This window comes from Rhodococcus sp. 05-2255-3B1, from assembly GCF_002258545.1.
GTDB lineage: Bacteria > Actinomycetota > Actinomycetes > Mycobacteriales > Mycobacteriaceae > Rhodococcoides.
In genome coordinates, this window is record NZ_NOZC01000007.1 from 532,751 (window position 1) to 557,148 (window position 24,398).

At 65.5% G+C, this 24,398-nt stretch carries 21 protein-coding genes; 7 read left to right on the forward strand and 14 right to left on the reverse strand.

The genetic code is table 11. From position 1 onward, the window contains the following. Window positions 1-66: 66 nt before the first annotated feature. The 4 genes from CH249_RS06805 to CH249_RS06820 all read right to left on the reverse strand — a co-directional run bounded on the left by CH249_RS06805 (window position 67) and on the right by CH249_RS06820 (window position 6,098). Window positions 67-3,270 (reverse strand): arabinosyltransferase domain-containing protein, encoded by a 3,204-nt coding sequence (locus tag CH249_RS06805; protein WP_094681602.1) that lies wholly within the window; start codon window positions 3,268-3,270, stop codon window positions 67-69. Continuing rightward, on the reverse strand, window positions 3,248-5,017 hold the full coding sequence (locus CH249_RS06810) for a glycosyl transferase (RefSeq protein ID WP_094681603.1): 1,770 nt from the start codon (window positions 5,015-5,017) through the stop codon (window positions 3,248-3,250). The genes CH249_RS06805 and CH249_RS06810 overlap by 23 nt, the downstream gene beginning before the upstream one ends. A gap of 200 nt (window positions 5,018-5,217) precedes the next feature. Further along, the gene (locus tag CH249_RS06815; protein WP_094631882.1) at window positions 5,218-5,607 is read right to left on the reverse strand and encodes a transcriptional regulator; all 390 of its coding nucleotides are present in this window, start codon (window positions 5,605-5,607) and stop codon (window positions 5,218-5,220) included. After that, window positions 5,604-6,098, reverse strand: coding sequence for a hypothetical protein (locus tag CH249_RS06820; protein ID WP_094631883.1), 495 nt, complete (start codon window positions 6,096-6,098; stop codon window positions 5,604-5,606). Before CH249_RS06820 ends, CH249_RS06815 begins: the two co-directional genes overlap by 4 nt. A gap of 409 nt (window positions 6,099-6,507) precedes the next feature. Here CH249_RS06820 and CH249_RS06825 point away from each other — a divergent pair, with 409 nt between their 5' ends. Continuing rightward, the gene (locus CH249_RS06825; protein WP_094631884.1) at window positions 6,508-7,068 is read left to right on the forward strand and encodes a hypothetical protein; all 561 of its coding nucleotides are present in this window, start codon (window positions 6,508-6,510) and stop codon (window positions 7,066-7,068) included. A gap of 9 nt (window positions 7,069-7,077) precedes the next feature. Here CH249_RS06825 and CH249_RS06830 read toward each other — a convergent pair whose 3' ends face one another. From CH249_RS06830 to CH249_RS06840, 3 genes are read right to left on the reverse strand one after another with little or no spacing between them, the layout of a single operon-like run. After that, window positions 7,078-8,967 carry a galactan 5-O-arabinofuranosyltransferase gene (locus tag CH249_RS06830; protein WP_094681604.1) on the reverse strand — a complete coding sequence of 630 codons (1,890 nt, stop codon included), beginning with the start codon at window positions 8,965-8,967 and terminating at the stop codon, window positions 7,078-7,080. Between the two features lie 5 nt (window positions 8,968-8,972). After that, window positions 8,973-9,737 (reverse strand): decaprenylphospho-beta-D-erythro-pentofuranosid-2-ulose 2-reductase, encoded by a 765-nt coding sequence (locus CH249_RS06835; RefSeq protein ID WP_032381093.1) that lies wholly within the window; start codon window positions 9,735-9,737, stop codon window positions 8,973-8,975. Further along, window positions 9,734-11,185, reverse strand: a complete 1,452-nt coding sequence (locus CH249_RS06840) for an FAD-binding oxidoreductase (RefSeq protein WP_094646387.1) — start codon at window positions 11,183-11,185, stop codon at window positions 9,734-9,736. Before CH249_RS06840 ends, CH249_RS06835 begins: the two co-directional genes overlap by 4 nt. A gap of 47 nt (window positions 11,186-11,232) precedes the next feature. Between CH249_RS06840 and CH249_RS06845 the strand changes: the two genes are divergently transcribed. Beyond that, window positions 11,233-11,751: a GtrA family protein gene (locus tag CH249_RS06845; protein WP_094681699.1), complete on the forward strand. Its 519-nt coding sequence runs from the start codon at window positions 11,233-11,235 to the stop codon at window positions 11,749-11,751. Window positions 11,752-11,976: 225 nt separating this feature from the next. Here CH249_RS06845 and CH249_RS06850 read toward each other — a convergent pair whose 3' ends face one another. Together CH249_RS06850 and rfbA are read right to left on the reverse strand one after the other, a co-directional pair. Beyond that, on the reverse strand, window positions 11,977-12,561 hold the full coding sequence (locus tag CH249_RS06850) for a dTDP-4-dehydrorhamnose 3,5-epimerase family protein (protein WP_094681605.1): 585 nt from the start codon (window positions 12,559-12,561) through the stop codon (window positions 11,977-11,979). Beyond that, window positions 12,558-13,433, reverse strand: a complete 876-nt coding sequence (gene rfbA, locus CH249_RS06855) for a glucose-1-phosphate thymidylyltransferase RfbA (protein ID WP_045198019.1) — start codon at window positions 13,431-13,433, stop codon at window positions 12,558-12,560. Before rfbA ends, CH249_RS06850 begins: the two co-directional genes overlap by 4 nt. A gap of 150 nt (window positions 13,434-13,583) precedes the next feature. Between rfbA and CH249_RS06860 the strand changes: the two genes are divergently transcribed. Next, complete coding sequence (locus tag CH249_RS06860; protein WP_179273158.1) at window positions 13,584-14,102, forward strand: maleylpyruvate isomerase family mycothiol-dependent enzyme; 519 nt, start codon at window positions 13,584-13,586, stop codon at window positions 14,100-14,102. A 278-nt stretch (window positions 14,103-14,380) separates the two neighbouring features. Further along, a complete protein-coding gene (rfbB, locus tag CH249_RS06865) occupies window positions 14,381-15,385 on the forward strand; it encodes a dTDP-glucose 4,6-dehydratase (protein ID WP_094681701.1) in 1,005 nt (334 codons plus the stop codon). An 8-nt stretch (window positions 15,386-15,393) separates the two neighbouring features. Here rfbB and CH249_RS06870 read toward each other — a convergent pair whose 3' ends face one another. The 5 genes from CH249_RS06870 to CH249_RS06890 are packed head-to-tail and all read right to left on the reverse strand — an operon-like array spanning window position 15,394 to window position 20,939. Next, window positions 15,394-16,230, reverse strand: a complete 837-nt coding sequence (locus tag CH249_RS06870) for a glycosyltransferase family A protein (RefSeq protein WP_094681607.1) — start codon at window positions 16,228-16,230, stop codon at window positions 15,394-15,396. After that, on the reverse strand, window positions 16,227-16,694 hold the full coding sequence (locus tag CH249_RS06875) for a GtrA family protein (RefSeq protein WP_037187241.1): 468 nt from the start codon (window positions 16,692-16,694) through the stop codon (window positions 16,227-16,229). Before CH249_RS06875 ends, CH249_RS06870 begins: the two co-directional genes overlap by 4 nt. Next, window positions 16,691-17,632: an NAD(P)-dependent oxidoreductase gene (locus CH249_RS06880; protein WP_094681608.1), complete on the reverse strand. Its 942-nt coding sequence runs from the start codon at window positions 17,630-17,632 to the stop codon at window positions 16,691-16,693. Before CH249_RS06880 ends, CH249_RS06875 begins: the two co-directional genes overlap by 4 nt. Beyond that, window positions 17,629-18,672 carry a glycosyltransferase gene (locus tag CH249_RS06885; RefSeq protein ID WP_170945866.1) on the reverse strand — a complete coding sequence of 348 codons (1,044 nt, stop codon included), beginning with the start codon at window positions 18,670-18,672 and terminating at the stop codon, window positions 17,629-17,631. Before CH249_RS06885 ends, CH249_RS06880 begins: the two co-directional genes overlap by 4 nt. Before the next feature lie 14 nt (window positions 18,673-18,686). Next, a complete protein-coding gene (locus tag CH249_RS06890; protein ID WP_256988161.1) occupies window positions 18,687-20,939 on the reverse strand; it encodes a hypothetical protein in 2,253 nt (750 codons plus the stop codon). A 164-nt stretch (window positions 20,940-21,103) separates the two neighbouring features. Here CH249_RS06890 and CH249_RS06895 point away from each other — a divergent pair, with 164 nt between their 5' ends. The 3 genes from CH249_RS06895 to CH249_RS06905 are packed head-to-tail and all read left to right on the forward strand — an operon-like array spanning window position 21,104 to window position 24,323. Beyond that, window positions 21,104-22,891 (forward strand): amidohydrolase family protein, encoded by a 1,788-nt coding sequence (locus CH249_RS06895; RefSeq protein ID WP_094681609.1) that lies wholly within the window; start codon window positions 21,104-21,106, stop codon window positions 22,889-22,891. Next, on the forward strand, window positions 22,888-23,493 hold the full coding sequence (locus tag CH249_RS06900) for a TetR/AcrR family transcriptional regulator (protein WP_094681610.1): 606 nt from the start codon (window positions 22,888-22,890) through the stop codon (window positions 23,491-23,493). The genes CH249_RS06895 and CH249_RS06900 overlap by 4 nt, the downstream gene beginning before the upstream one ends. Then, the gene (locus tag CH249_RS06905; protein ID WP_094681611.1) at window positions 23,490-24,323 is read left to right on the forward strand and encodes an alpha/beta fold hydrolase; all 834 of its coding nucleotides are present in this window, start codon (window positions 23,490-23,492) and stop codon (window positions 24,321-24,323) included. Before CH249_RS06900 ends, CH249_RS06905 begins: the two co-directional genes overlap by 4 nt. The last annotated feature ends 75 nt before the right edge of the window (window positions 24,324-24,398 follow it).

The window sequence follows — 24,398 nt, forward strand, 5'->3', positions numbered from 1 at the left end:
TGTTATGCGAGCGTGACGAAGAGGTCACACAGGCACCGTCCCCGGAATCGTTACAGAACCAGGGGATCAGTCGGTTTTCATCGGCCCGTCGCTGGCCAATCCGGACCGTGACTGCTGCTCGACGGCGATCTCGGCCGTCGCCGCCTCGGGATCGAGTGGCATGTATCTCTCGATCGAGCCCCAATCTCGGGAGTAGTCGTCGGCGAGGTACGACGGCAGTGTCTGCGCTCCGAGGAGCAGTTCGGTCCAGCCGAGCGGGCCGCCGCCGATCGAGTCCTGCCAGGCGTTGGTGGATTCGGCACCGGTGCGGTCGGGCAGGATGCGGTACTTCGGTACCTCGGCGACGCCGTCGCGATGATCGAACGGACGCTGGCACGGAAACGCGAGTCCGACGGCCCAGTCCAGCAACACCGGATCGGTCGATCCGACCAGCGAGTTCAGCGTCTGGGTCTTCGGGACACGCGGCGGGGTGACGGCGAGCCATTGATCGCCGGCCAGGTCGTTGTCCTCGGCGACGATGCGCACGACGTCCGCGTCGGCGGGCAGGTCGTTCATCGGGACCCGCAGGTTGCGCCACGACGGCGACGGACCGATATCGAGCGGGGTGACGCGGCCCAATGCCTGAACGTCGCCGCCGTCGCGGCGTCCGTATTCCAGCTCGACGCGTTGGCCCGGGGTGACGACGCCGTCCTTGTCCACCGATCGGATGCGGCCTGCGGCGGCGATGGCAATGAGGTCGCCGTCTCTAGGAAGCTGGTACCAGCCCGAGGTCAGGGACGCGGGCTCGGTGGCTCCGAAGCTGCCCAGCACCGGAGTGGTTGCAGGATTCAAACCGAACGGCAAAGCGACTGTGCTGCCGTTGATTCCGACGTTCTCGTTGGTTCCGCCGGAGGTGCCGGCGGAGTTGGACGAGGTCGCTGCGGCGCTCTGTTCGGAGTCCTCGGGGCGGATGGAGTTGGCGCTGCCCTGCGCGGTGTCCTCGGAGTCTGCGGTCAGGTCCTGGGCGACGCCGTCGGGGGTGAAGCCGGTACTGCCGCCGGCACCCAGAGCGTCGGCTGCGGGATCGAGCGGTTGCAGGACCGAGCCGTTGACGTCGGTCTCCACCTGCACGTCGCCGGCGAGTCCGCACGAGTTTCCGGCGAGGGCGGAGAAGTTCGATCGGGCAATGGAGTACGCCGGGTACTGCGCCACAGCGCCTTTGACGAACGAGAGCACCTCGAAGGCGACGACCCCGCCGGCGACGATGGTCAGCGCGGACGGCGCGAAGCGTCGACGCGTGGTGGGTTCCTTTCGGCGATAGGGCAATCGGACGTGCTGATAGGCGGCGTAGAGCAGCGTCAGAACCGTCAGGCCGAGCAGGATCGTCGAAAAGCCTTTTCCGGCAATGGACGGCGGCTTGTCGAACCACGGAATGCCGTAGCTCGAGACGTACCACCATCCGTTGGAGCTGGTGAACGCCACCGCCGTCAGGAACAGTACGGCGGCGGTGAACAGTGTTCTGTTGCGCGGGGATCGGACGGTTGCCGCGGTGACGGCCACGGCAGCCAGCGCGGCCAACGATGCGGCGAGACCGGCGTACACACCGAAGTGGTGGGTCCACTTGGTGGGCGTGAACATCATCAGAGCCAGTGCGCCCAGGATGATTCCGAGGATCCGACGCGACGGCCCGGTGGCGGTCCCGGGGATGCGTCCGTTCTTGCGGAGCATCACCGCGATGCACACGACGATGCAGAGCAGCATCGCGAACATGCCGAATCGTCGGGCGAGCGAGCCGTCGGGCGAGATGGTCATCAACGCGTCCCAGCGGACACGTTCTTCGAACCACGGCACGTTCGGTCCGATGGCCGAGCGCACCCGGGTCGCTTCGAGGACGGTGCTCAGAGTCTGGTCGGCGAAGATCGCGATCAGCACCGCCAGTCCCGACGCGACCAGCGGCGCAAGGACGGCGAGCAATCCCACCTGGCGAGCTCGCTTGACCACGATCATCACCAGCGGGCGCAGTCCGGCGAGCAGGGCGGCGACGGCGATCAACCCGGTGGGACCGGCGGCGAGAGAGAACGCGGCGATCAGGGTGCCGATGGCGGCGGGCAGCAGCCGTCCGGTGGCGATGGCTCGTTCGATCGAGCACCACGTGAGCAGGGCACCGAGGGCGATGATCGGTTCGGGGCGCAGTCCGTTGTCGTAGGGCAGCCAGAAGGCGAGGAACACGAATCCGGCGGTCCACAGTGCGACCCGGTTGGTGAGCACCGCGCGGCCGAGGCGGGGGATGACCTCGCGGCTGATCACCAGCCAGCACAGCAGGGCCGCGATGGTGGCGGGCAGGCGCATCCAGATACTGGCGGTGCTGACCTTGGCGAGGGCGGCGAGCATGTCGTAGTACGGCATGCCGAACGGTGCTTCGGGGACGCCGAACCAGCGGAAGTAGTTGGCCATGTAGCCGGCGTTCTCGGAGACGCGGGCCATGTTGAGCAGGTAGCCGTCGTCGGAGGTGTTCGCGCCGATGAAGTGCCACAACACCAGCACGCCGACCACGACGGCGTCGACTCCGGTGATCGACTTCCAGCGTGAGGGGAGGAATCGGCGGTGGCGTCGACCGTCCATGCTGTCGAGGCGATGCAGCGAGAACAGGGATGCGATCACAGCGAGTGCGCCGACGATCATGGCCAGCAACTTGAACGCGGTGGGACTCGAGGAGTAGCGCGAGTCGATGTCCGCGCGCACGGTCAGGCCGTCGACCGGGGCGAGAAGGTCGGTGTAGACGCCGACGACCTGCGGCCGGATGTCTCCGTCCACCGTGATCGCCTCGCCGTCCAGATCGACGATGGTGTTGGTGGCGTTGGACGACACGGTCAGGGCGCAGTTGCCGCTCAGCTCGGAAACGGGAGTCTCGGCAAGAACCCGATCGCGCAGCAGAACCTGCAGTCGGCCGTCGTCGACCCGCACGATCAGTGCCTTCTGCTCGGTCTTCGCAGCGGCGATGGGTGCAGTGGAGACCAGGGTGCCGCCGTCGGTGAGAGCACTGGCCGCGCTGCACGGAACGGTTGCTTCGAGGTCGACGGGCGAGTAGCTCACCAGCGGGGCATTGACGCTGCCGAACGAACTCTGCGGCCACGACAGCGTCGCGACGTCCTGCTGAACCGGCAGCAACGGAGTCGCGATGGCCAGAACCGCACCGATGATGCCGGTGACGATCGCTACCAGCCGGGCGGTTTTCGGGTTCGGAGCGGTCTCGGGCACGCCGACGATGCTATGGGACGAGCGTCCGCACATCCCACACCCATACGCCACCGGTGTATCGAGGCTGGACACCGACGAGGTCGGTCACGGTGGTGCGTAGGGCGATGGTGTTCTTGCTCGGCGGCAGGACGACGACGTCGGCCTCCCAGAACGCCATGTCCTGCGCTGCCTGACTTCGCTGATCGTCGGTGATCTCGGGAACGGTGCCCGAGTCGTAGACCGAGCCGAGCAGCAGTGCGGTGGGCCGGTCGACGGCTCCGTACTTGGCGACCTTGTCTTCTTGGTCGCTCGGTCCGACGAAGTATCCGGCGGCCAGCTTGAAGCCCATGTCGGCGTCCATCTGCCAGCGCAGCGGGCGCGCGTCCTCCGGCCGTGGGAGGGGAACGGTGACGACGGAACCGTCGTCGACGTAGTTCTCCCACTCACCGTCGGCGAAGAACTCCGGGGTCGGGGACTTGTCGACGGTGACCAACGGCGTCGGGATGAGGGGCACGAGCGCGAGGGCGAGTCCGGCGATCCAGAACGCAGGCAGCGGACGCAGTCCGTTGCGGAACGTCCGATCGGTGGCCAGGACGAGCAGCAGGGCCAGGGCAGGCACCGCGCCCAACGCGAAGCGGGTCTCGAGCACGGATTCGACGAGGGGGTACTCGGCGAGCTTCGTCCACGGCAGCGTGATGCCGGTGTCGTTCTTGCCGATCACCAGCGTCGCGCCGAGCGAGAGCACGCTCATGACGATCGCGGTCGCGGCGGCGGCACGGGCCGATGCGACGCGCCACATCCACACCGCGGCAACCAGGCACAGCACCAGCAGCGGCCAACCGAAGTACGCGTTCTCCTCGGTGGCGTTGATGCGGACGTTCTGCCCCGGCGTCGCCTCGCCGCCGAGGGATTGCGTCGGGAACTGGAACAGCGCTTTGGCGTCGTTGCCCATCGGCCCGTGTTCGAGGAACGAGTACGACTGCGGGCCGAAGAACTGCCACCACAGCGGAAACGCCACGAGAGTCAACGCGATGCCCGCCGATACGGCGAGTCGGGGCACGGCATTGCGGACGGCGGGCCACAGCGATCGCGGCCGTGACAGGTAGTAGACGACGGCGAAGATTGCGAACGACATCGCGAAGATCAGCAGCGGTTCCTCGCCGAGCAGGACCTGCAGCGCGACGATCAGACCGAGGCCGACGGTGTTCTTGGTGGTACCGCCGCCGCGGGCGATGCGGGTGACCAGCATGGCGATGACCGGAAGCAGGAACAGCACCACGAAGTTGGGGTGGCCGTTGGCGTGCGAGATCGCGCCTGGGGCGAAGCCGCACAGCGCACCGCCCATGGCCGCGGCACCCTTGGACGAGTTGAGCTGGCGGGAGAACAGCCAGAACCACGCGAACGACGTTCCTGCCAGTCCGACGGTGAGGGCAATTGCCCAGGTCACCGTCGGTCCGAAGAGCAACGTGATCGGGGCCAGCGGGATGGAGATGCCGAACATCGCCGTGTTCGCCATCAGATTCACCCCGAGCGGGTAATTCTGCAGGTCACTCGCAAACGGGTTGCTCAGCGAAGCAACCGAATGCGCGGCGACGGAGAAGAACCACTCCCACATGGTCTGGTCCTGGCCGCTGTTGTAGAGGTAGCCGCCACCCAGATTGCGCCACTGACCCTGCAGGACGTAGACGGCAGCGAGCAGAAATCCGACCGCTGCAACGAAGTCACCACGTCCGACGCCGGAGTGTCGAGCCGGTGCCGTTGTCGGCTGCCGCTCGAAAACTCTCTGGTCGTGGGTGGTCATCGCGTCGAGGTTACAGAAAGATCACGGTAGGCGAAAACTGGAACGACCGGGGTCACAGCGGGAGGTGCTGAGGCTCTCCGCCATCGACAGTGTCGAGCGAGACGCATTCCTACGAGGGCGCAACCCATCGCGGGGGTGGCATTTCGGCTGGGCCCCCGCCCCGAGCTTTCGATGCGACCATCGGCCGCAGCCTCGTTCGATCAGCCGAACTCCGGTGTTGCGCCGAATGTGGGACTCCACGTTCGTAGTTGTGGGTGAGACGGCTCTGGTGCGGGGTGGCCGTTGGCGATGACATCGAGTTCGGCGATGTGGGAATCGAACGCTTCACGGCCGGCGTGCGTGAGCTTGACCCACGTCACTCTCCTTGCGTCCGAACGTGACAGCGACGCAGTCTTGTTCGTCGAGACGTAGCCGGCGTCGGAGAGAGCTTTGAGATGTTTCGACAGCGACGCGTCGCTGATCCGAAGGGTGTCACGAATGACCGCGAAGTCGATCTCGTCGATTCGGCGCAGAATTCCGCACACGCGCAGGCGGACGGGTGCGTGTATGACGGCGTCGAATCTCGGTCCAGCACTTGGATTTTCGGTCATGACCAAGTGCTCCGGCTCCGCCGGCCGGTCAGTTGCCGGATGCCTCCGGCGTGTAGGTGGCGTCGGTATTCGCCGTCGAACACGCGGCCCCCGAACAGCACGATCACGAAGCACATGGCCTGCGGCACGAGAACCCACCACGCGGACAGTGACGCCACCACGCCGTAGGACACGCTCAACAGGCCGAGCACGCCGATCAGAAGCCCGACCAGAACACCCCATCCGGTCGAACCCACTGCCGCCGGCCGCACTCCGGATATGCGGGGATAGAGCAGAGCCAATGTTGTTGCTACGACGACGGGGAGGGCCGCGAGCGCCGCACTGACCTTGCCGTCGGGCAACGCCGGTGTGCCTACGTACAGGGCGGTGGATGCCGCGAAGGCCGGGTAGAGCCAGGACGGCGCAACAAGACGGTCGGCGAGGGCGACGCGATCGGCGTGGAGTGCACCCAAGAGATCGCGAGCGTAGGCCGGCGACTGATGACTTTCCATAGCGGCAACACTAACACTTTCCCTAGAGGCAAGTGTTATGTTCGGTTCTGCCATCGCACGACACACACATGGAGGTTCATGAAAAAGCATCCGGCCATCACCCGTTCACTCGTCCTCTCCAACGCGCTCGCGGCAGTGATCGGCTCGAGCTCCGCGCACACGCCGAGCCCCACCTTCGACGTGCCGGCCCGCTGAACAAGCGATGAGACATACCGAACTTGCCAGTCCGAACGACGAAAGACGACGCCCTCGTGAACTCCGGAGGGTCCTCGTTCCGAATCGGAAGAGAAGAGAAGACGTGAAAATTGCTCTGAAGAATCTTGTTCCTGTCGTGACGTTGTGTGTATTGGCTCTGAGTGGTTGTGCCAGTGGCGATTCGGATACCAGTTCAGCGTCGGAGCTGAGACCGGTGCCCGCAGAGACCGCAACCAGTTCGGCTACGGCCGAGCCGTCGACAGCGCTCGAGGTCGAATCCCAACAGGAATCGACTGTCGCTCCGCCGACGCGAACACCGGAGGAAGCAGCCGACCTGGTGCCGGGTGGTGGTGGTGCGATCTTGCAGCCGTCGGGAGACGAACCAGGCAACGTCGATCCCGCGACGTTCCGGACGGGAGGCGGTCAATACAACTTCGTTTCGCCGACGGGCAACATTCACTGCGGCATCTGGGACGCCGATGGGCCCGAGGGGCGAGTGGGATGTCAGGCGGTGGACGGCAGGAACCCCTTCGAGGGGCCCCAATGCTCGAACGCCGAGAACGACAAGGTCGCCGTTCGCGTCACCGGGGCGGGCCCGGAAAACCTGTGTACGACGCAGGGCATCTACGTGAACGCGAACGCTCCGGTGCTCGAGTTCGGCCAGGTGCTGTCGGCCGAGGGCGTGGTGTGCGAGTCCGGTCCCGACGACATAGTCGCATGCACCGCGCCTGCGGGCGGGTTCACGTTCTCCCGAGGTATCAACTACACCTACTGATCCGGTCGGTCAGGCAGTGCGAACAACCAGCGCGAAGGGCCCGATATCCGTCACCGTGAAGCGCGGATCCTCGAACAGTGACTCGGGGAAGGTGACGGTGTAGCGGCGCACGTTCGGGTCGTTCGGGTAGACGTCCTCGGCCAGGCGCAGGGTGTAGCCGTCGGCACCGCGGCGGAACAAGAACGCATCCGGTGCGCGCCACTGGCTGCTCTCCAGCGCGTCGACCAATTGATCGGGTGTCTCGAGTTCGGTCCATTGCTCGATGGCGTCGGCTCGCTGATCGAACTGCGCCAGCGGGTTGGCGTAGTGCGATGTCAGTCCTTGGAAGCCGAAGTACGGGTAGTAGCTGAGGAACGAGGTGTCCGCGGTCAGTACGACGGTTTCGTCGCGCGGACGCTGGGTCTGCTCGGTCAAGGCTTCGTCGACCTCGCCGTAGTAGGAGACCGCGCTCGGTGGGCGCATGTCGGCGCGGTTGCCGTCACCGTCGGTGTCGGAGTAGGCGACGGTGATCTCGGTCTGCAGTACCTGGGGGATGTTCTGCGCGTAGGTCATGGCACCGATGGCCGCTACGACGACGGCGGCGATGCGGAACTTCGGGGGCTCGTTGATGGCCTGGTAGATCGCGTGGCTGCCTTCGAGGAAGCCGAAAACGCCTGCGCTGCCGAGCAATACGATCAGGACTGCTTCGAGGCGGAACGAGAGCAGGGTGGTGCCCGCAGCCGTGGCTGCCATGGACAGCAGAGTCCACAGGTAGATCGATACGACGCCGACGCCGAGTGCCTGTGCCCGGCGTGAGGACGAGAACCGCACCGCGACCCACACCGTGCCGATGAGGCACAGTCCGCCCATCAGGGAGAACTCGAACATCGGGAAGGGAAGTGTCGCACCGGCTTCGGGCAGGTAGTGCAACGCCGTGCCCGACGTGGACGGCGCACCGCGCAGGAATTCGATCAGGTACGGCAGCCACACGGTCGCGGCGATGAGTCCCGAGATCGCGGCGATCGCGGCGACCTTGATCGCGATGGGAACCAGGACGTTCCAGGACTTCCGCTCGCGATATGCGAGGACCGCGGCGAACAGTGCCATGAGTACGACGGTGAACGCCGCCAAACCGAGGTACAGCGTGTAGAACGTTGCGGCCAGACCGAGGAAGAGTCCGGTGCCGACCACCGCGCCCCACCCACCCGATGCGCTTCGGTGCAGCGCTCCCCACGCGAGAACCAGTGCCGGAGCGAAGAGCATCACGATCACGGCGCTGTATGCCTCGGGGGAGGCGTGGGCGACGACGAGTGCGGTGGTGACGGCGCTGACGGCGACAGCCCAGTCGGCTCGGATGAGCGCCTTCCACAAGACGAACGACACGACGGCGGTGACGGCGAGCAGCCCGATTGCGTAGGGCTTGAATACTTCCCAGCCGTCCATGCCCAGGACGTTGCCCACGCGTCCACCGAGCCAGAACCAGCCGGCGGGGTAGAACGGCGGGATGTCGGCGTACGTCATGTCCCGCAACGACGCCGAATCCGTCAGCCGAGTCAGGTATTCGGTGCGAAACTCCTGGTCGACGGAGATGCCGAACAGGTAGAGCTTGGTTGCAGCCAGCGGCATCCCGAGGGTGACGGTGACGAAACCGCTCAACCCGGCCCATGCTGCGAGTCGAGCGATCCACGGCCACTTGTGAATTCGGTACAGGTAGATCGACGCGGCGAACAGTGCTGCGGCAACCACCTGCCCGAGCGTCGTGATCGCGCGAGTGACGTTGGACGAGTTGAACGCCGGCCACTGAACCAGTGAGAAGGCGTACAACCCGACCGTCGCCACCACGACTGCGAAAAGCGCACCGAGAGCGATTTCCCCGACGGCAGAAGCGGTTCTGCGAGCCGGTGCAACCCCGATTGTCATCGAGATCAGATGGGCAGCTTGCGGAAGATCGGCCGCGGCACGTGCCGCAGCACCATCATCACCAGACGCCACGGCGCGGGAGTCCAGATGAGGGGGGTGCCCTTGCGTGACGCGTTCACCGCGAGCTTGGCGATGACCTCCTTGTCGACGGTCATCGGGGCTTCCTTGACGTGCGCGCTGAACTTGGTGCGCACCATGCCCGGACGAACGACGGTGACCCGAGGTCCGAACTCTCGCAACGCTTCTCCGAGTCCGAGGTAGAAGCCGTCGAGTCCGGCCTTGGTGGAGCCGTAGACGAAGTTGGAGCGTCGTACCCGCTCGCCTGCCACCGAGGACATGACGATGATGCGGCCGTACGCCTGGGCCTTCATCTTCTCGCCCAGCAGCACACCGACCGACACCGAAGCGGTGTAGTTGATGTTCGCGGCGAGGACGGCCTTGCGCTGGTCCTGCCAGAGCTGCTCGGCATCGAAGTCGACGGCGAAGGCGACGATGGCGACATCGACGTCACCCTTGGCCCAGGCGGCGTCGATGACCTTCGGGTGCGATGCGGTGTCGAGTGCATCGAAGTCGATGACGTCGACGGACTTCGCGCCCTTGGCGGTCAGTTGTGCAACGGCGCTCTCGCGCAGCGGGTCGTTCGGCAGCGCAGCGAGGATGACACGTGCCGGCGACTTCGACAGGTACTCCTCGGTAATCGCGAGACCGATCTCGCTGGTGCCACCCAGAACGAGAATCGTCTGGGGGTTACCTACGGCGTCTATCGTCACAGCAGTTCCAGCCTTCTAGCCATATCGGAGGCGAAAACGCCTGTGGGGTCTACAGATCGACGGACCTTGATCCATTCGTCGATCCGCGGGTACATCGAATGGAACGTCTCGGCGTCGGTGCGCGAATCTTTCGCGGTGTACAGACGGCCACCGAATTCGAGCACGCGCTTGTCGAGTTCGCGGACGAACTCGTTCAAGCCCGGCTTGATCGGGAAGTCGACGCAGATGTTCCAACCCGGAATCGGAAAGCTCAGTGGCGCTTTGTTTCCGGGCCCGAACAGCTTGAACACGTTGAGGAACGAGTAGTGCCCGGACTTCTGGATATCGACGATGATCTTCTTGAACTCGTCGACGGCCTCCGGCGGCACCACGAACTGGTACTGGAGGAATCCCTTGGAGCCGTAGGCGCGGTTCCACTCACTGAACATGTCGAGTGGGTGGTAGAACGCCGTAAGGTTCTGCACCTTGTTGCGGTAGTTGCCCGACTTTCGGTACCAGACCTCGCCGACGGCCGAGAAGGTGTACTTGTTCGCGAGTCCGTTCGGGAAAATGTCGGGGAACTTCACCAAGGGCTTCGCGTTGAAGAGCAACGGATCCTTCTGCAGCTTCTCCGGCAACTGGTCCAGGCGCGCCAACGATCCACGAGACACAGCCGCGCGACCGAGCTTGGGTGGCGGAGCAACCGCGTCGAACCATGCGCTCGAGTAGTCGTAGTTGTTCTCGCTGCCGTCGCTGTGCAGCGCGATGGTTTCGTCGAGGGTGCTGGTGACGTCGCCGTCGGCGATGAAGTACGCCGTTTCCGTGGGCGTCATCTCGATGGTCGCGCGCAGGATGATGCCGGTCAGACCGTTGCCGCCGACCGTTGCCCAGAACAGTTTGGCGTTCTTGCCCGACGGCGTCAGGTGCCGGATCTGACCGTCCGCCGTGAGCAGTTCCATCGAGCGGACGTGGTTGCCGAAGCTGCCCGCGCTGTGATGGTTCTTGCCGTGGATGTCGGTGCCGATCGCACCTCCGATGGTGACCTGTCGCGTACCCGGCAGCACCGGTACCCACAGACCGAACGGCAGCGCAGCACGCATCAGCTGATCGAGGTTGACGCCACCGTCGACGTCGACGATGCGCGTGGACGCGTCGATGCTGTGAATGCCGTTCAGCGCATTCATGTCGATGACGAGGCCGCCGGAGTTCTGCGCGTTGTCACCGTAGGAGCGGCCTAGGCCGCGGGCGATGACGCCGCGTCGGAGGTAGGCCGGCTTGGAGTCGTTCTGCTCGGCGACCTGCTTGACCGCGTTCGCGATGAGCTCGGGGTCGGAGGTCGAGAGCACCTCTCCAGTGGAGGGAGCAGTGCGGCCCCAACCGGTGAGTGTGCGGGTCTGCGTGGGTAGCGGCGCAGTGTTCCCGGCCTGTGGTTCCAGGGGGAAGAGTGCGTCGTCGGCTGTCGTGGACATCGCTCAAGAGGGTACCCGCACCGCAGCAGCGGCTAGTGTCAGTCCTCGTGTCCACCCCCGACCGCTCCGCAGAAGAAGGCTCGACGGGCGACGACTGGTCGCCCGAGGACGAAGAGTTGCAGCATCACGTCCCGCTACCCGTCGAGCTGCCGTTGACCGAGAACATCGCCGACGCGGCCCTCGACCTCAAGACGCAGGTGCTGCGGTTCCTGGCGACGGGTTTGTTGTCGGCGATCGTCGACCAGGGCGTCAACCTGCTGCTGCATTTCGTGTTCGGCGTCGGTGTGACGCTGGCCAAGGCCATCGGCTTCGTACTCGGAACGACGACGGCCTACCTGATCAATCGCCGCTGGACGTTCAACGCGGCCCCGTCGCGGGCTCGGTTCTTCGCCGTCGTCGCGCTGTACGGAGTCACCTTCGCCGTCCAGGTGGGCATCTACACCTGGCTCTACCAGGCCCTTCCCGACGGCTTCTGGTACGCCAACGTGGCCTTCGTCATCGCGCAGGGCACGGCGACGGTCATCAACTTCCTCGTTCAGCGATTCGTGATCTTCAAGATCCGCTGAGCCTCCGGGTTCGGGCTCCCGGGGGTCCGCAAGCGCGGGTTCGCCCCCAGAGGTTCGCACACGCGCGCGCACTTGCCGGACGCGCGTTCGCCCCCGTGAGGTTCGCAAACGCGCGCGCACTTGCTGAACGCGCGCATTCTCGTCAACGGTCACGGGCGATTCTGCGCGCGTCTGACGAACGCGCGCGCGTTTGTCCGATCCGGCGTCGCCGCCTCGCCCCGCCGCTCACGAGCAGTTCGGCAGGTCTCCGCGTTCGAGGGCTTCGGCGAGGGTGGGGGCGGCTTTGTCCTTGTCGGAGAGTTCGTAGGTCAGGGGCGATCCGTCGCGTCCGGTGGTGGGCCAGTCGATGCCCAGGGCGGGGTCGAGTGGGTTGATGTCGCGGTCCAGGGCCGGGGTGTACTCGAGACTGCACAGGTACATGACGGTCGAATTGTCCTCGAGCGAGAGGATGGCGTGGCCGAGTCCTTCGGACAGGAACACCGCTTTGCGGTCGATGTCGTCGATCAGCACGCTGTCCCACTGCCCGAACGTCGGGGATCCGACGCGCAGGTCGACGATGACGTCGAGGAATGCTCCGCGGGCGCAGGTGACGTATTTCGCCTGCCCGGGTGGGTTGGTGGTGAAGTGGATCCCACGCAGGACCCCGGCTGCGGAGACCGAGCAGTTCGCCTGCAGCAGCTCCAACGACCGCCCGGTGGTCTCGGCGAACGCCGAGGCTTTGAACCATTCGAAGAACACACCGCGATCGTCGCCGAACTGGCGTGGGGTGTACTCGTAGGCACCGGCGATGCTCAACTCGCGAAAGCTCATGCTCGGTGTCCTCGGTCGATCAGGTCCAGCAGGTAGCGGCCGTACCCGGATTTGACGAGTGTCTCCGCCCGGGCGCGCAGTTCGTCGTCGGTGATGAATCCGCGTCGCCACGCCACCTCTTCGGGGGACCCGATCTTCAGGCCCTGACGTTGTTCGATGGTGCGCACATAGTTCGAGGCATCGAGCAGCGAGTCGAAGGTGCCGGTGTCGAGCCAGGCGGTACCGCGGGGGAGGACTTCGACCTGGAGGCGGCCTGCCTCGAGGTAGTGGCGGTTGACGTCGGTGATCTCGTATTCCCCACGCGCGGACGGTTGCAGGTCGCGGGCGATGGCGATGACGTCGTTGTCGTAGAAGTACAGCCCCGGGACGGCGTAGTTCGATTTCGGGGCGGCGGGTTTTTCTTCGAGTGAGATGGCTTTTCGGTTCGCATCGAATTCGATGACGCCGTAGGCGGTGGGGTCGGAGACCTCGTAGGCGAAGACGGCTCCGCCGTCGATGGTGTCGAAGCGGGACAGTTGGGTGCCCAGGCCGGGGCCGTAGAAGATGTTGTCGCCCAACACCAATGCCGCGGAGTCGGTGCCGATGTGGTCGGCACCCAACACGAAGGCCTGGGCGAGGCCGTTGGGCTCGTGTTGGACCTTGTAGGTCAAGTCGATGCCGAATTGGGAACCGTCACCGAGCAGACGCGTGAACTGGTCGGCGTCCTGGGGTGTGGTGATGACGAGGATCTCGCGGATCCCGGCCAGGATCAGAGTCGAGAGCGGGTAGTAGATCATCGGTTTGTCGTAGACCGGGACCAGCTGCTTGCTGACGCCCATCGTGATCGGATGAAGACGCGAGCCCGTGCCGCCCGCCAGAATGATTCCCCGCATGACGGCGAAGTCTTCCAGACCCTCCGATCACCCGCTCGCTTGTGCCGCTCCGTTTCCGCGCGCGATGTGGAATCCGCCTCTAAACTTCGTCCTGCCCCGCAGCTGTGGGGAACGGGACCGACTGACCACCGAGAACCGAGGACAAGCCACGTGACGACGACGAACCAGATCGCCACCGGTATCGATCAGGTCACCGCTCTGCTCTCCACAGTGACCGAAGCCGAACGCGCATCGGCGACGCCCTGCACCGAGTGGACCGTCGCTGACCTGACCGATCACCTGGTGAACACCGCTGCCAACCTGGTGACCATGGCTCGGGGTGGAGATATCGACTGGTCAGCGTCACCCGAGTCGTCCTCGGATCCGATTCCGCTGTGGACCGAGCGGACTCGCGAACTGCTGGCCGAGATCGACGCAGGTTCGCCGCTGCCGCTCGGCATGGTTGCCGCGGAACTCTCGGTGCACGCGTGGGATCTCGCGACCGCACTCGGTCGCGGCACCGATGATCTCGACCAGACCGTGCCCGAGGAGGGGATGGTGTTCATGTCGGCGAACATGACCGACGAACGGCGCGGTGGTGCCTTCGATCCAGAGCAACCGGCACCCGACGACGCGAACGCGTACGAGCGTTTGGCGGCTTTCGCCGGCCGCACCGTCCGAGGCTCCTGACAGTTCCGACGGCCGATCACTCAACCGAGTCGGCGACATCGGCCTACGTGATTCGGTAGGGCCGACACGGCACTCCACTCGTACGGTTCGGGCACTTCCGGTGCCAGCTGCGGGATTGCCCACATGAGGCCGAACAACAGCGCTATCGATGCCGCGAGACGAACAGGAATCTTCCCCAGACCCATCCGATTACTACTCCCCCCGAAGTCGAGCAGAAGCTAGCACGCGTGGCAGACAAGATCGGCCCGCACGAGCATCCACCGGTAAAGTGCCGGTACATGAGAATTCTCGTCACGGGTGGGGCCGGGTTCATCGGCGCGAACTTCGTACATCAGACCCTCGCGCAGCGTCCCGATTCCCAGGTCACCGTGCTCGACAAGCTCACCTACGCCGGCAACAAGGCTTCCCTCGATCCAGTGGCCGATCGAATCGAGTTCGTGCACGGCGACATCGCCGACGCCGATCTCGTCGACCGCCTCGTGCGCGAGACGGACCTGGTCGTGCACTTCGCCGCCGAATCCCACAACGACAACTCGTTGACCGATCCGTGGCCGTTCGTGCACACCAACGTCATCGGTACCACCACCTTGCTCAATGCGGTCCGCGAACACGACGTCCGCTACCACCACATCTCCACCGACGAGGTCTACGGCGACCTCGAACTCGACGACCCGGCGCGGTTCACCGAGTCCACTCCGTACAACCCGTCGAGCCCGTACTCGTCCACCAAGGCGTCGAGTGATCTGCTGGTGCGGGCCTGGACGCGTTCGTTCGGCGTCCGCTCCACCATCTCCAACTGCTCCAACAACTACGGCCCGTATCAGCACGTGGAGAAGTTCATCCCGCGCCAGATCACCAACATCCTCAGCGGCTCCCGGCCCAAGCTCTACGGCGCCGGGCAGAACGTGCGCGACTGGATCCACGTCGACGACCACAACAGCGCCGTCTGGGCCATCATCGACGGCGGACGCATCGGCGAGACCTACCTCATCGGAGCCGACGGCGAAGCGAACAACCGCACCGTCCTCGAAGCGATTCTCGAAGAGACCGGCAACGCACCCGACGCCTTCGACTTCGTCACCGACCGCCCCGGCCACGACCTGCGTTACGCCATCGACTCGACCAAGCTCCGCACCGAATTGGGTTGGACGCCAACGTATGTCGACTTCCGTGCCGGACTGAAGGCGACCATCGACTGGTACCGCGAGAACGAGCAGTGGTGGCGACCGCAGAAGGACGCCACCGAGGCCGTCTACGCGGCGAAGGAGTCCGTGCTGCCCTGAAGCAGGGCCTAGCTGCTGCGCGACATCCGGTGGCGCAGCAGCAGGTACACCGCGCGACGCATGAACGATGTCATCAGTGCCTTGGCGTTTCCGATGCGAACGTCGTTGTCGGACAACAGGCTCGGGTCGCTGGCCTGCAGGGAGCGGTGGAAGTCGGCGGCCTGACGTGCCTGCTGCGTCGCAAGCTCCACACTCCATTGCCCTGAGTTGATGCGGAACGATGCCAGTGGTCGGGGAATTGCCACGATGTCGCCGCGGAGCGCGACAGCGATGAACGTGGCCTGATCGATCAGGTAGGGATGGCTGTTGTCCCACAGCCCGATTTCGCGGAGCTCCGCGAGCTTCATCATGACGCCGCCGGGTTCGCCGAAGATGTTGGCGCCGGCTCGGACTGCGGTTCGCGCGGCAACTCGACCCGAGACCGTTCCGTGCAGGCCGCCGAGCCCGCGGGCGGCGATCACCGTCTTGCCGTAGGCGTCGATCAACGTCCGCTGAGAGGCGACCAGAACGGCGGTCGGGTTGTCGTCGAATGCTTGGACCTGAGTCGCCAACGCGGTGGGCGCGATGGTGTCGTCGCCGCAGACGAGTTTGATCAATTCGCCGGTGGCCTCTTCGGTGACCCGATTCCAGTTGGCCTGCGCGCCGCCACCGGCCGGGGTCGTCAGCACACGAATACGCGGGTCGTCGAATTTCTGCGCGACGGCGAGTGTGCCGTCGGACGACGAATGATCGGCGATGACCAGCTCGAAGTCCGTGAAGGTCTGGGCGAGAATCGAATCGATGGTCTCGGCCAGGTACTCGGCGTTGTTGTACGCCGGGACGACGACGGATACACGGGGTGTCATGGTGTGGGGGCCTGGCTCTTTCTGCGGAACGAGAAGTCGCGGTAGCCGAAGAAGCTGACGACTGCCATCACTGCTGTGACGACCAATTGTGAAGGGATGGGCGGGAAGTGGAAGACGGATACGGCGATCGTCATCAGGGAGATGTTGGCGACGAAGGCGCCGAAGTTCACGACGAAGAACCGCAGCAGATCACGTAGGAAGTGACCCCGCACGCGGAACACCAGATAGCGGTACATCGCAAACGCGCAGAGCACGTTGCAGAGATAGCCGAGCACGATCGCGGCGTGGTATCCGTACTGCTCGCCGATCAGCAACTGCCACAGGATGAACCACGCGGTACCCAATGCGGTGTTGACGCCGCCGACGAGCAGGAACGCGATCTTCTGATTCTTGACGATGCGCATCAGCGGCCCGGGCGCGCCGTTCATGCCGGCCGGGGGAGCGGGAGTCTGTGGTTCGGTCATCGACCGACCCCCAATGCTTGACGCGTCGCGAACAAGGTCGACGCGATGCCGGCAGGCAACGTTCGGTGCGTTCGACGATCGATCTGTGGCCAGACCGTCGACCGCAGCCGTAGATCGCGACCCTGGAACACTGCGAGTGGGGACGCCGCCAGCACCACGTTCGGTCGACGGCGGAACACCGTCCGGCACGCTCCGAGTATCGAGCCGATGGTGACGGCCTCACCGGAGGCGAAGATCTTGATCGTCGGCGAGAGTCGTTGCGTGGCCGACATGGCGAGGGTGTCGGCGACCATCTCGGCCGCGTCGGACACGTAGAGGTAGTCGCGCAACGTGTCCATCGGGACGTAGATGGAGACGGGGGAGGCCATGAGGTATCCCCGGCACAGGTGCGAGATGAGGCCTTGAGGTTTCGCGAGGTTCTGACCCGGCCCGTAGAGGTTCGCGAACCGGCCGATGGCCACGTTGATGCCGGTGCGTGCACCGAACTCGGTCGCGATGGCCTCGGACTGCAGCTTGGCGAAGCCGTAGTCGCCCAACGGAACCGGGTTCGTTCCCTCGTGATGTGGGGCTCCCGTCGCGCCGGCGTAGACACCTCCGGCGGACGAGGCGAGGAACACGGTTCCGGTGCCCGCGCGGTCGGCGGCGACAGCCTCGATGCGTGCCAGGACGGTGCGGATCAGGCCGTTCTCTTCGGCGAATTGTGCTGCGCTGGTTCCGTTCACGCCCGCTCCCGCGGCCCAGATCACGTTCCAGGTACCGTCGGTGAAGGAGTCGAAGAAGTCCGAACAGCGCTGCAGCAGAGCCTGTTCGGCGGACGCTGTATCCGACCACGGGATGGTGCTGGTGTGCACCCGATGCCCACGACGACCGGCCTCGCGGGTCACTGCAGCGCCGAGCAGTCCGCCGCTGCCGACGATCCACGTGTGCGTTGCGGTCACAACGGCGGCGTTTTTTCGGGCGATTCGGTCGATACGGCAGGCGCAGTGCGTCCGAGCGGGCCGTTTCCGGGATCGGTGACGATCAGGTACGGCGGCTTGCCCATGGCCGTCTTGACGTTCACGCCCACGTACTCGGCCACCACACCGAGGGAGAACAGTGTTGCCCCGAAGCCGAACAACAGGATCACCATCGTCGATGCCCAGCCTCGCACCTCGGCACCCGAATCGAAGACGAAGTACGACACCAGTACGTACGCCACCAGAATCAGGCCGAGTACGGCGAAGGCGATGCCGATGAAGCTGACCAGCCGCAGGCCCTTGGTGCCGCTCGAGAGCACCATCCGCCAGAAGTGCGAGAGCAAGGTGCGCAGGCGGTAGCCCGATCGACGGTCCACCTCTTCGCGCAACGCCACCGGGCTGGTCGTGACGTCGCCTGCGATCCACCCGAGTGCGATGTCCAGGTACGCCTCGGAACCGGCGTAGGCGGCGACGGAGCGACCGACTTCACCGAGCACCAGGCGGAAGCTCTGGTAGTCGACGGTGTTGTCCCCGGCCAGAGCCTTGGCGATCAGCCACTTCGAGCCCTTGGAGGCTGCGTTGCGCCACATTCCGTGGGGAGCGACATTGGTGGGCTTGGCGTAGACGACGGTGGACTGCTGGTCGAGGGCGGTATCGAGCATGCCGCCGATGGCCGCTGGGTCGTGCTGGCCGTCCTCGTCCATCGTGACGATCCACTCGCCGCCGCTCGATGCCATACCGGCGAGGGTGGCCGGGTGTTGGCCGAAGTTGCGGCTCAGCCATACACCGCGCACGAACGTGTGCGCTGCGGTGAGCTGCCTGATCACTGCAGCGGAGTTGTCGGGGCCGTGATCGAACACGAGCAGAACTTCTTCGACGACCATCGGACGCCCGAGGGGAGTGTGCACCACCTGGGTCAACGGGATGATCTCGTCCATCAACGCGCTGAGCGTCCGTTCGCCCTGATAGACCGGAACCACGATGGAGATGCGGTGCGGATCAGCAGCAGCGTCGTCGGACATCACGAGGTCTGACCTTATCTGCTGGACGTCGTACTGCCGAACTCCGGAGAATTCGAGCTTCTGCGTCGTCGCACATCGAGTACCACCAGACCGACCAGCAGCAGCACCCCGCCCGCCATCGCGGCGAGTCCGAGACGTTCGCCGGGCGGCCGGAAGGTGATGTGCAGATCTGCGTTCTCGGTACCGGGCGGCAGGTCGACGTAGAGGAAGATGTCGGCCAACCCCTTGGTCTGCAGCTCTTCACCGTTCAGGGTCGCGGTGTAGCCGGGCCAGGCCAGACGGGAGAACACGACGCTGCCGCCGTTCGGAGCGCTGACGTCGACGTGCTCGGAGTCGGCGTCGGACGATCGAGGTTCGGCCGTGGCGTTCACGGTCGCGACGACGCGTCCAGACGTGGCGGGAATCAGTCCGTCGACGCGTTCGAGGACGTAGATCTGGCGGGCGGACTCGGGCGTGGGAGCGGTCACCCACTCCCAGCCTGCGGGTGCGGGTCGTGAATTCGCGAGCGGATACTGGTTCTTCTGCAGCACGATTCGATCGAGTTGCATCAGATCGGCGTAGGTCTTGCCGGTGTACGGCTCGATCTCGAACACGCGCCGGAAGGCGTCCTCGCAGGTCGATCCCTCGTGCTCGAAGCACAGCAGGTTGGCGAAGTCGAGATATCCGACCGGGGTGTACGCGTTGACGTAGTCCAGGCCCATGATTTTGGCGGAGTTGCCGTACACCTGGGAGTGCCAGGGCAGCTTGGGGTCGTCGGGTCCGTCGGCCTCGGTCTCGGTGAGCGCACGGCTGCCGAGTTGCAGAGTCGCGCCCTGCCACTGCGGGAACTCGGCCTTGGCCTCGGATTGGGACGCGGGCAGCCACCACTTGTCGAAGGGGGGTTCGTAGGTGGCCACCTGGTACATCGCGACCGGCGCGATGGTCACCAGCAGCAGTGCCGCGGTCGCGCGCGTGGAGAACCGGTGGGCCAACAGCAGGGCGAGTGCTCCGACGAGCAGGATCACCAGCGCAGCGAGGACATGGCGGCCGAAGAACTCCGGGCCCGAAGAACCGGCCCGCAGCAGCAGCACCAGCGTCAACAGGCCGGCGGCGAGCAGCCGGGGCCGTAGCTTGTCGAGAGTGCCGTACCGGCTGATCAGGGTGACCACGAGAATCAGCGCGACGAGGGCGACGAACGGCAGGATGCGGGCGGGCCAGCGGATCGGTCCGATGTCGCTGGGGCCCGCGGTGAAGATCAGGGCGAACGCCAGCATGATCAGCGGGGCTGCCAGCTCGCGCAGAGCCGCGGGTACTCGACGCCATGCGATGAACGCCAGCGCGGGCACCACGAACCAGGCGATGTAGGTGACCGGCGATTCGGTGGTCTCGCCCGCCCAGGATTCGATGCTGGTCACAGCGGTCGGGATGCTCGCGGTCAGCGATTCCGACCACGGTGCCGTCAGGAAGTTGTCGTTGAACGTGCCTTCGTCGCCGCTACGCCAGGTGACCGCCGAGGTGAGCACGCCGGGCAGGAACGTGACGGCCCCGCAGGCCGCGGCGGCGATGCCTACGGCGCACACCTTCACTGCCGGACGCCACAGCCGCTGGAACAGGCGTTCGCCGATCGCGACGGATCCGATCATGACTCCGGCCATCACCGCGGCGTGGACGTATCCCACGCTGATGGCGAGGTAGAGGAAGACGAACGGCACGATGGGGCCGCTGCGGCCGCGGGCGTAGGACACCGAGCTCGCCCACGCGTTCATGATCCACGCGGTACCCATCAGTGCGGTCACCCACGAGGTGTTCTCGAAGAACAGCGTGAAGCCGACGAACGGTGCGCTCGCGCCGGCTACCGCGGCCCAGTTCGCCCGCGCTCCGTAGGCCAGAGCGACGCGAAAGACGCCCCAGGCCAACAGAATCGAGAATCCGAGTTTGACGACCGTGGCCAGCAGCACCAAGTTGTCGATCGACGGCGAGATGTAGTTGATCGCCATCTGCACGGGATTCCACAGGCCGCCCTGGCCCTCGACCGGGTAGTTGCCTGCCATCCACTGATCGAGCACCAGCGAGGGGAAGTGCCCGTCGCGCATGATGCGTCCGAGCTGGAGCCAGTTGGGTACGGCACCCGATTCGGTGTCGTCGATGTAGAAGAAGCGGGGATCGACGCTGAGCACAAGGAGGTAGCCGAGAACGACGACTGCAGCGACCGCTGCTCCCCACGCGAGGCGCTCTCTCCTGCTGTCGGGCAGGGCGGCGCGCGCGATCTGGGTATCCGTGGGGGTCAAGGGTCAACTCCGTGAGTGCGGGCAAAGACACCCGACTGTAGCTCCCGAGGTGTCCGGGAACCGAAACGTCGACGCGTGTGACCCGCAGGTGTTGGCGGACAACCGACTATTGCGAGCGATCACTCTCTAAGTTAGATTGACGTGACACTATGACGGAGGTCACAATGAACTCGAACACTGCTTTCGACGTCGTCATCACCGGCGGCACCGTCTACGACGGGTCCGGCGGTCCCGGAGTGCGAGCCGATGTGGGCATCGTCGACGGTGTCGTGCGGGCCGTGTCGGCCACGCCGCTCGAGGTGGGTCCGGCGACCGAGGTGGTCGACGCCACCGGCAAGTGGGTCACCCCGGGCTTCGTGGACGTGCACACCCACTACGACGCGGAGGTGCTCGTCGGCCCGGGTCTCGAAGAGTCCGTCCGGCACGGGGTCACGACGGTTCTGCTGGGGAACTGTTCGTTGTCGACGCTCTATTCCACTCCGGTCGACATCGCGGATCTGTTCAGTCGGGTCGAGGCGCTGCCGCGAGATCATGTGCTCAAAGCCGTCGATACGCACAAGACGTGGACCAGCCCCGACGAGTACATCGCAGCGCTCGAACGACTGCCTCTCGGTCCCAATATCGCTGCTCTGGTGGGACATTCGGATCTGCGGGCGCACGTGATGGGCTTGGATCGCTCGACCGATCGCAGTCAGCGGCCCACCCGCGAGGAGTGGCGCGCCATGTCGGACGCGCTCGAGCAGGCACTCGATGCCGGACTGCTCGGGATGTCGACGATGACGAACCCGTGGGACAAGTTGGACGGCGATCGGTACCGGTCTCGGTCGTTGCCGTCCTCGTACGCGCGGTGGAGCGAGTTCCGTGCGCTGCACAAGATCCTGCGTCGACGCGGCCGGTTGTTGCAGAGCATTCCGAACCTGAACACCAAGTACGACATGCTGTTCTTCCTCGCCTCGGCCACCGGGATCGGCCGCACTCCACTCAAGATCTCGCTGCTGGCGGCGGCCGATGCCAAGGCGTCGCCGTGGATTCATCGCGTCTTCGGCCCGCTCGCGCGCATGGTCAACGGACCGGGCAAGGGCCAGTTCCGCTGGCAGCATCTGCCCACCACGTTCGACGTGTACTCCGACGGCATCGACCTGGTGGTGTTCGAGGAGTTCGGATCGGGCCGAGCAGCTCTGCATCTACGAGAAGAGTTGGGACGCAACGAGTTGCTCTCGGACGAGGCGTACCGCCGCTGGTTCCGCGCCGACTTCGAGAAGAAGTTCAGCTCACGCGTCTGGCATCGAGACTTCGCCGACGCCGAGATCACCGAGTGTCCCGACGCGTCGGTCGTCGGCAAGAACGTCGCCGAGGTCGCGGCCGAGCGCGGTGTGCACGTGGTGGACGCGTTCCTCGATCTGGTGGTCGAACACGGACGAAAACTGCGTTGGCACACCACGGTGGCGAATCATCGCAAGCGTCAGATGGACAAGCTGATCAACCAGCCCGGGGTGACCGTGGGGTTCTCCGACGCAGGCGCTCATCTGCGCAACATGGCGTTCTACAACTTCGGTATCCGGTTGCTGCACCGCGTGCACGATGCGCAGGGCGATCGCAGGCCGTTCATGACCGTGGAGAAGGCCGTGCACAAGCTCAGCGGCGAATTGGCCGACTTCTACGGTGTCGACGCCGGACACGTGCGGGTGGGTGATCGAGCCGACATCGTGGTGATCGATCCGAATGGGCTGGACGAGGAGGTCCTGGCCTATCGGGAGGAGACCATGCCGGAGTTCGGGGGTCTGAGCCGCATGGTCAACCGTAACGACCGCGCTGTCGCCGCCACTCTGGTCGCGGGCCGAGTGGTGTTCTCCGGCGGCACGTTCGCTCCGTGGTTCGGTGTGTCGGAGCGGGCCGGCAGTTTCCTGCGGGCGGGTACCCCGACGGCTCCTCGTCGCCGGGAGCGTGTGTGAGCCCGAGTCAACAGCAGCGCCGGACCGAGACGATCGGAAAGTTGCTCGACGCGACGATCGCGTCGTTGTGCGAGAAGGGCTATGCCGCAACCAGTGTCAGTGAGATCGTCGGCCGCGCCGGGGTGTCCTCCGGTGCCATGTTCCGGCATTTCGACACCAGGCTCGACCTGATCGTCGCTGCGGCCGACGAGGTTCGCAGACGCCAGTTCGTCGAGTTCCGTCATGGCCTGTCCGGTTTCGGTAGCGCGTCGATCGAACACTGCCTCGAACTGCTCAGGGCTGCGTGCCGAGCCCCGATCAGCGGCGCCTGGTACGAGCTCCTGACCGCAGCCCGCACTGACGAAGAGCTGCGAGAGAGGCTGCAGCCCTTCACCGTTCGCTATCACGAACAGATCGCCGAACTCGCTCGCACACTACCGGTCGCAGGCGTGCTCGACCCACGGCATCTCGAGACGGTGATCTTCAGCGTGGTGCATCTGCTAGACGGCGAGGCGTTGGCCGCCGTGGTGCACCCGCAGCCCGAACAGGAGGCCATGCGGCTGAGGATGATTGCGCACCTGTTGCGCGGTGGCACTCTGCATGCCCTGAGCGACGCGGGATGACCCACTGGACGGTGCGCACGCCCGGCGCAGAACTTCCCGTCGTCGAGCACGGGAACCCGGAGGCGCGCTCGACGGTGCTGCTGGTGCACGGCTATCCCGACAACCGCCATGTGTTCGATCCGCTGATCGCCGAGCTCGGCGACCGGGTCCGGGTGATCGCCTACGACACGCGAGGCAGCGGAGCGTCCGCGCTTGAGCCCGCAGCGGACGTGTCCATCGAGCAACTGGCGCGCGACGCCTTCGCGGTGGTCGAGTCGATACCGGGGCTCACCGGGAAGGTCCACGTCTTCGCCCACGACTGGGGGTCGGTCCAGATGTGGGAGGCGATGGCTTCGCCTCGCGCATCCACCGCTTTCGCGTCGTACACGTCGGTATCGGGCCCGAGCCTGGATCACCTGCGGCAGGTGGCGCGGGCGCGGCTGGTGCGACCCCGTTGCTGGCCGTCACTGGTCGAGCAGTTGGCGCGGTCCTGGTACGTCTTCGGGTTCCACGTGCCCGTGCTGGGCAGGCGGGTTCCGGGACTGTTGGCGCGCCTGAACGCCCAGAGTGAGCCGACCCCGACGGCGGCCGACCAGCAGCGCGGCATCGCCCTGTACCGCGCCAACGTGCTCAGGCGTCTGCTCGGCGGACCCGTCCCGCGCTGCGCCGTCCCGACCACCGTGGTCGTCCCGACTGACGACCGCATGCTCTCGCCCAATCTCACCGACGGTCTGGATCGATGGATCCCCGACCTGCGCGTCGACCAGGTCGAGGCGGGCCACTGGTGGCCGTACACGCACCCGGTCGACGCCGCTCGCGTGCTGATGGCGAGGGTGCGGGAAGCGGAGTAGACGGCGAGCGTCGGACGGATCGGTCGGGGGCTGTGCAACCATGGTCAGTGGTCTTCTTCTCTCCACGGCCGCACA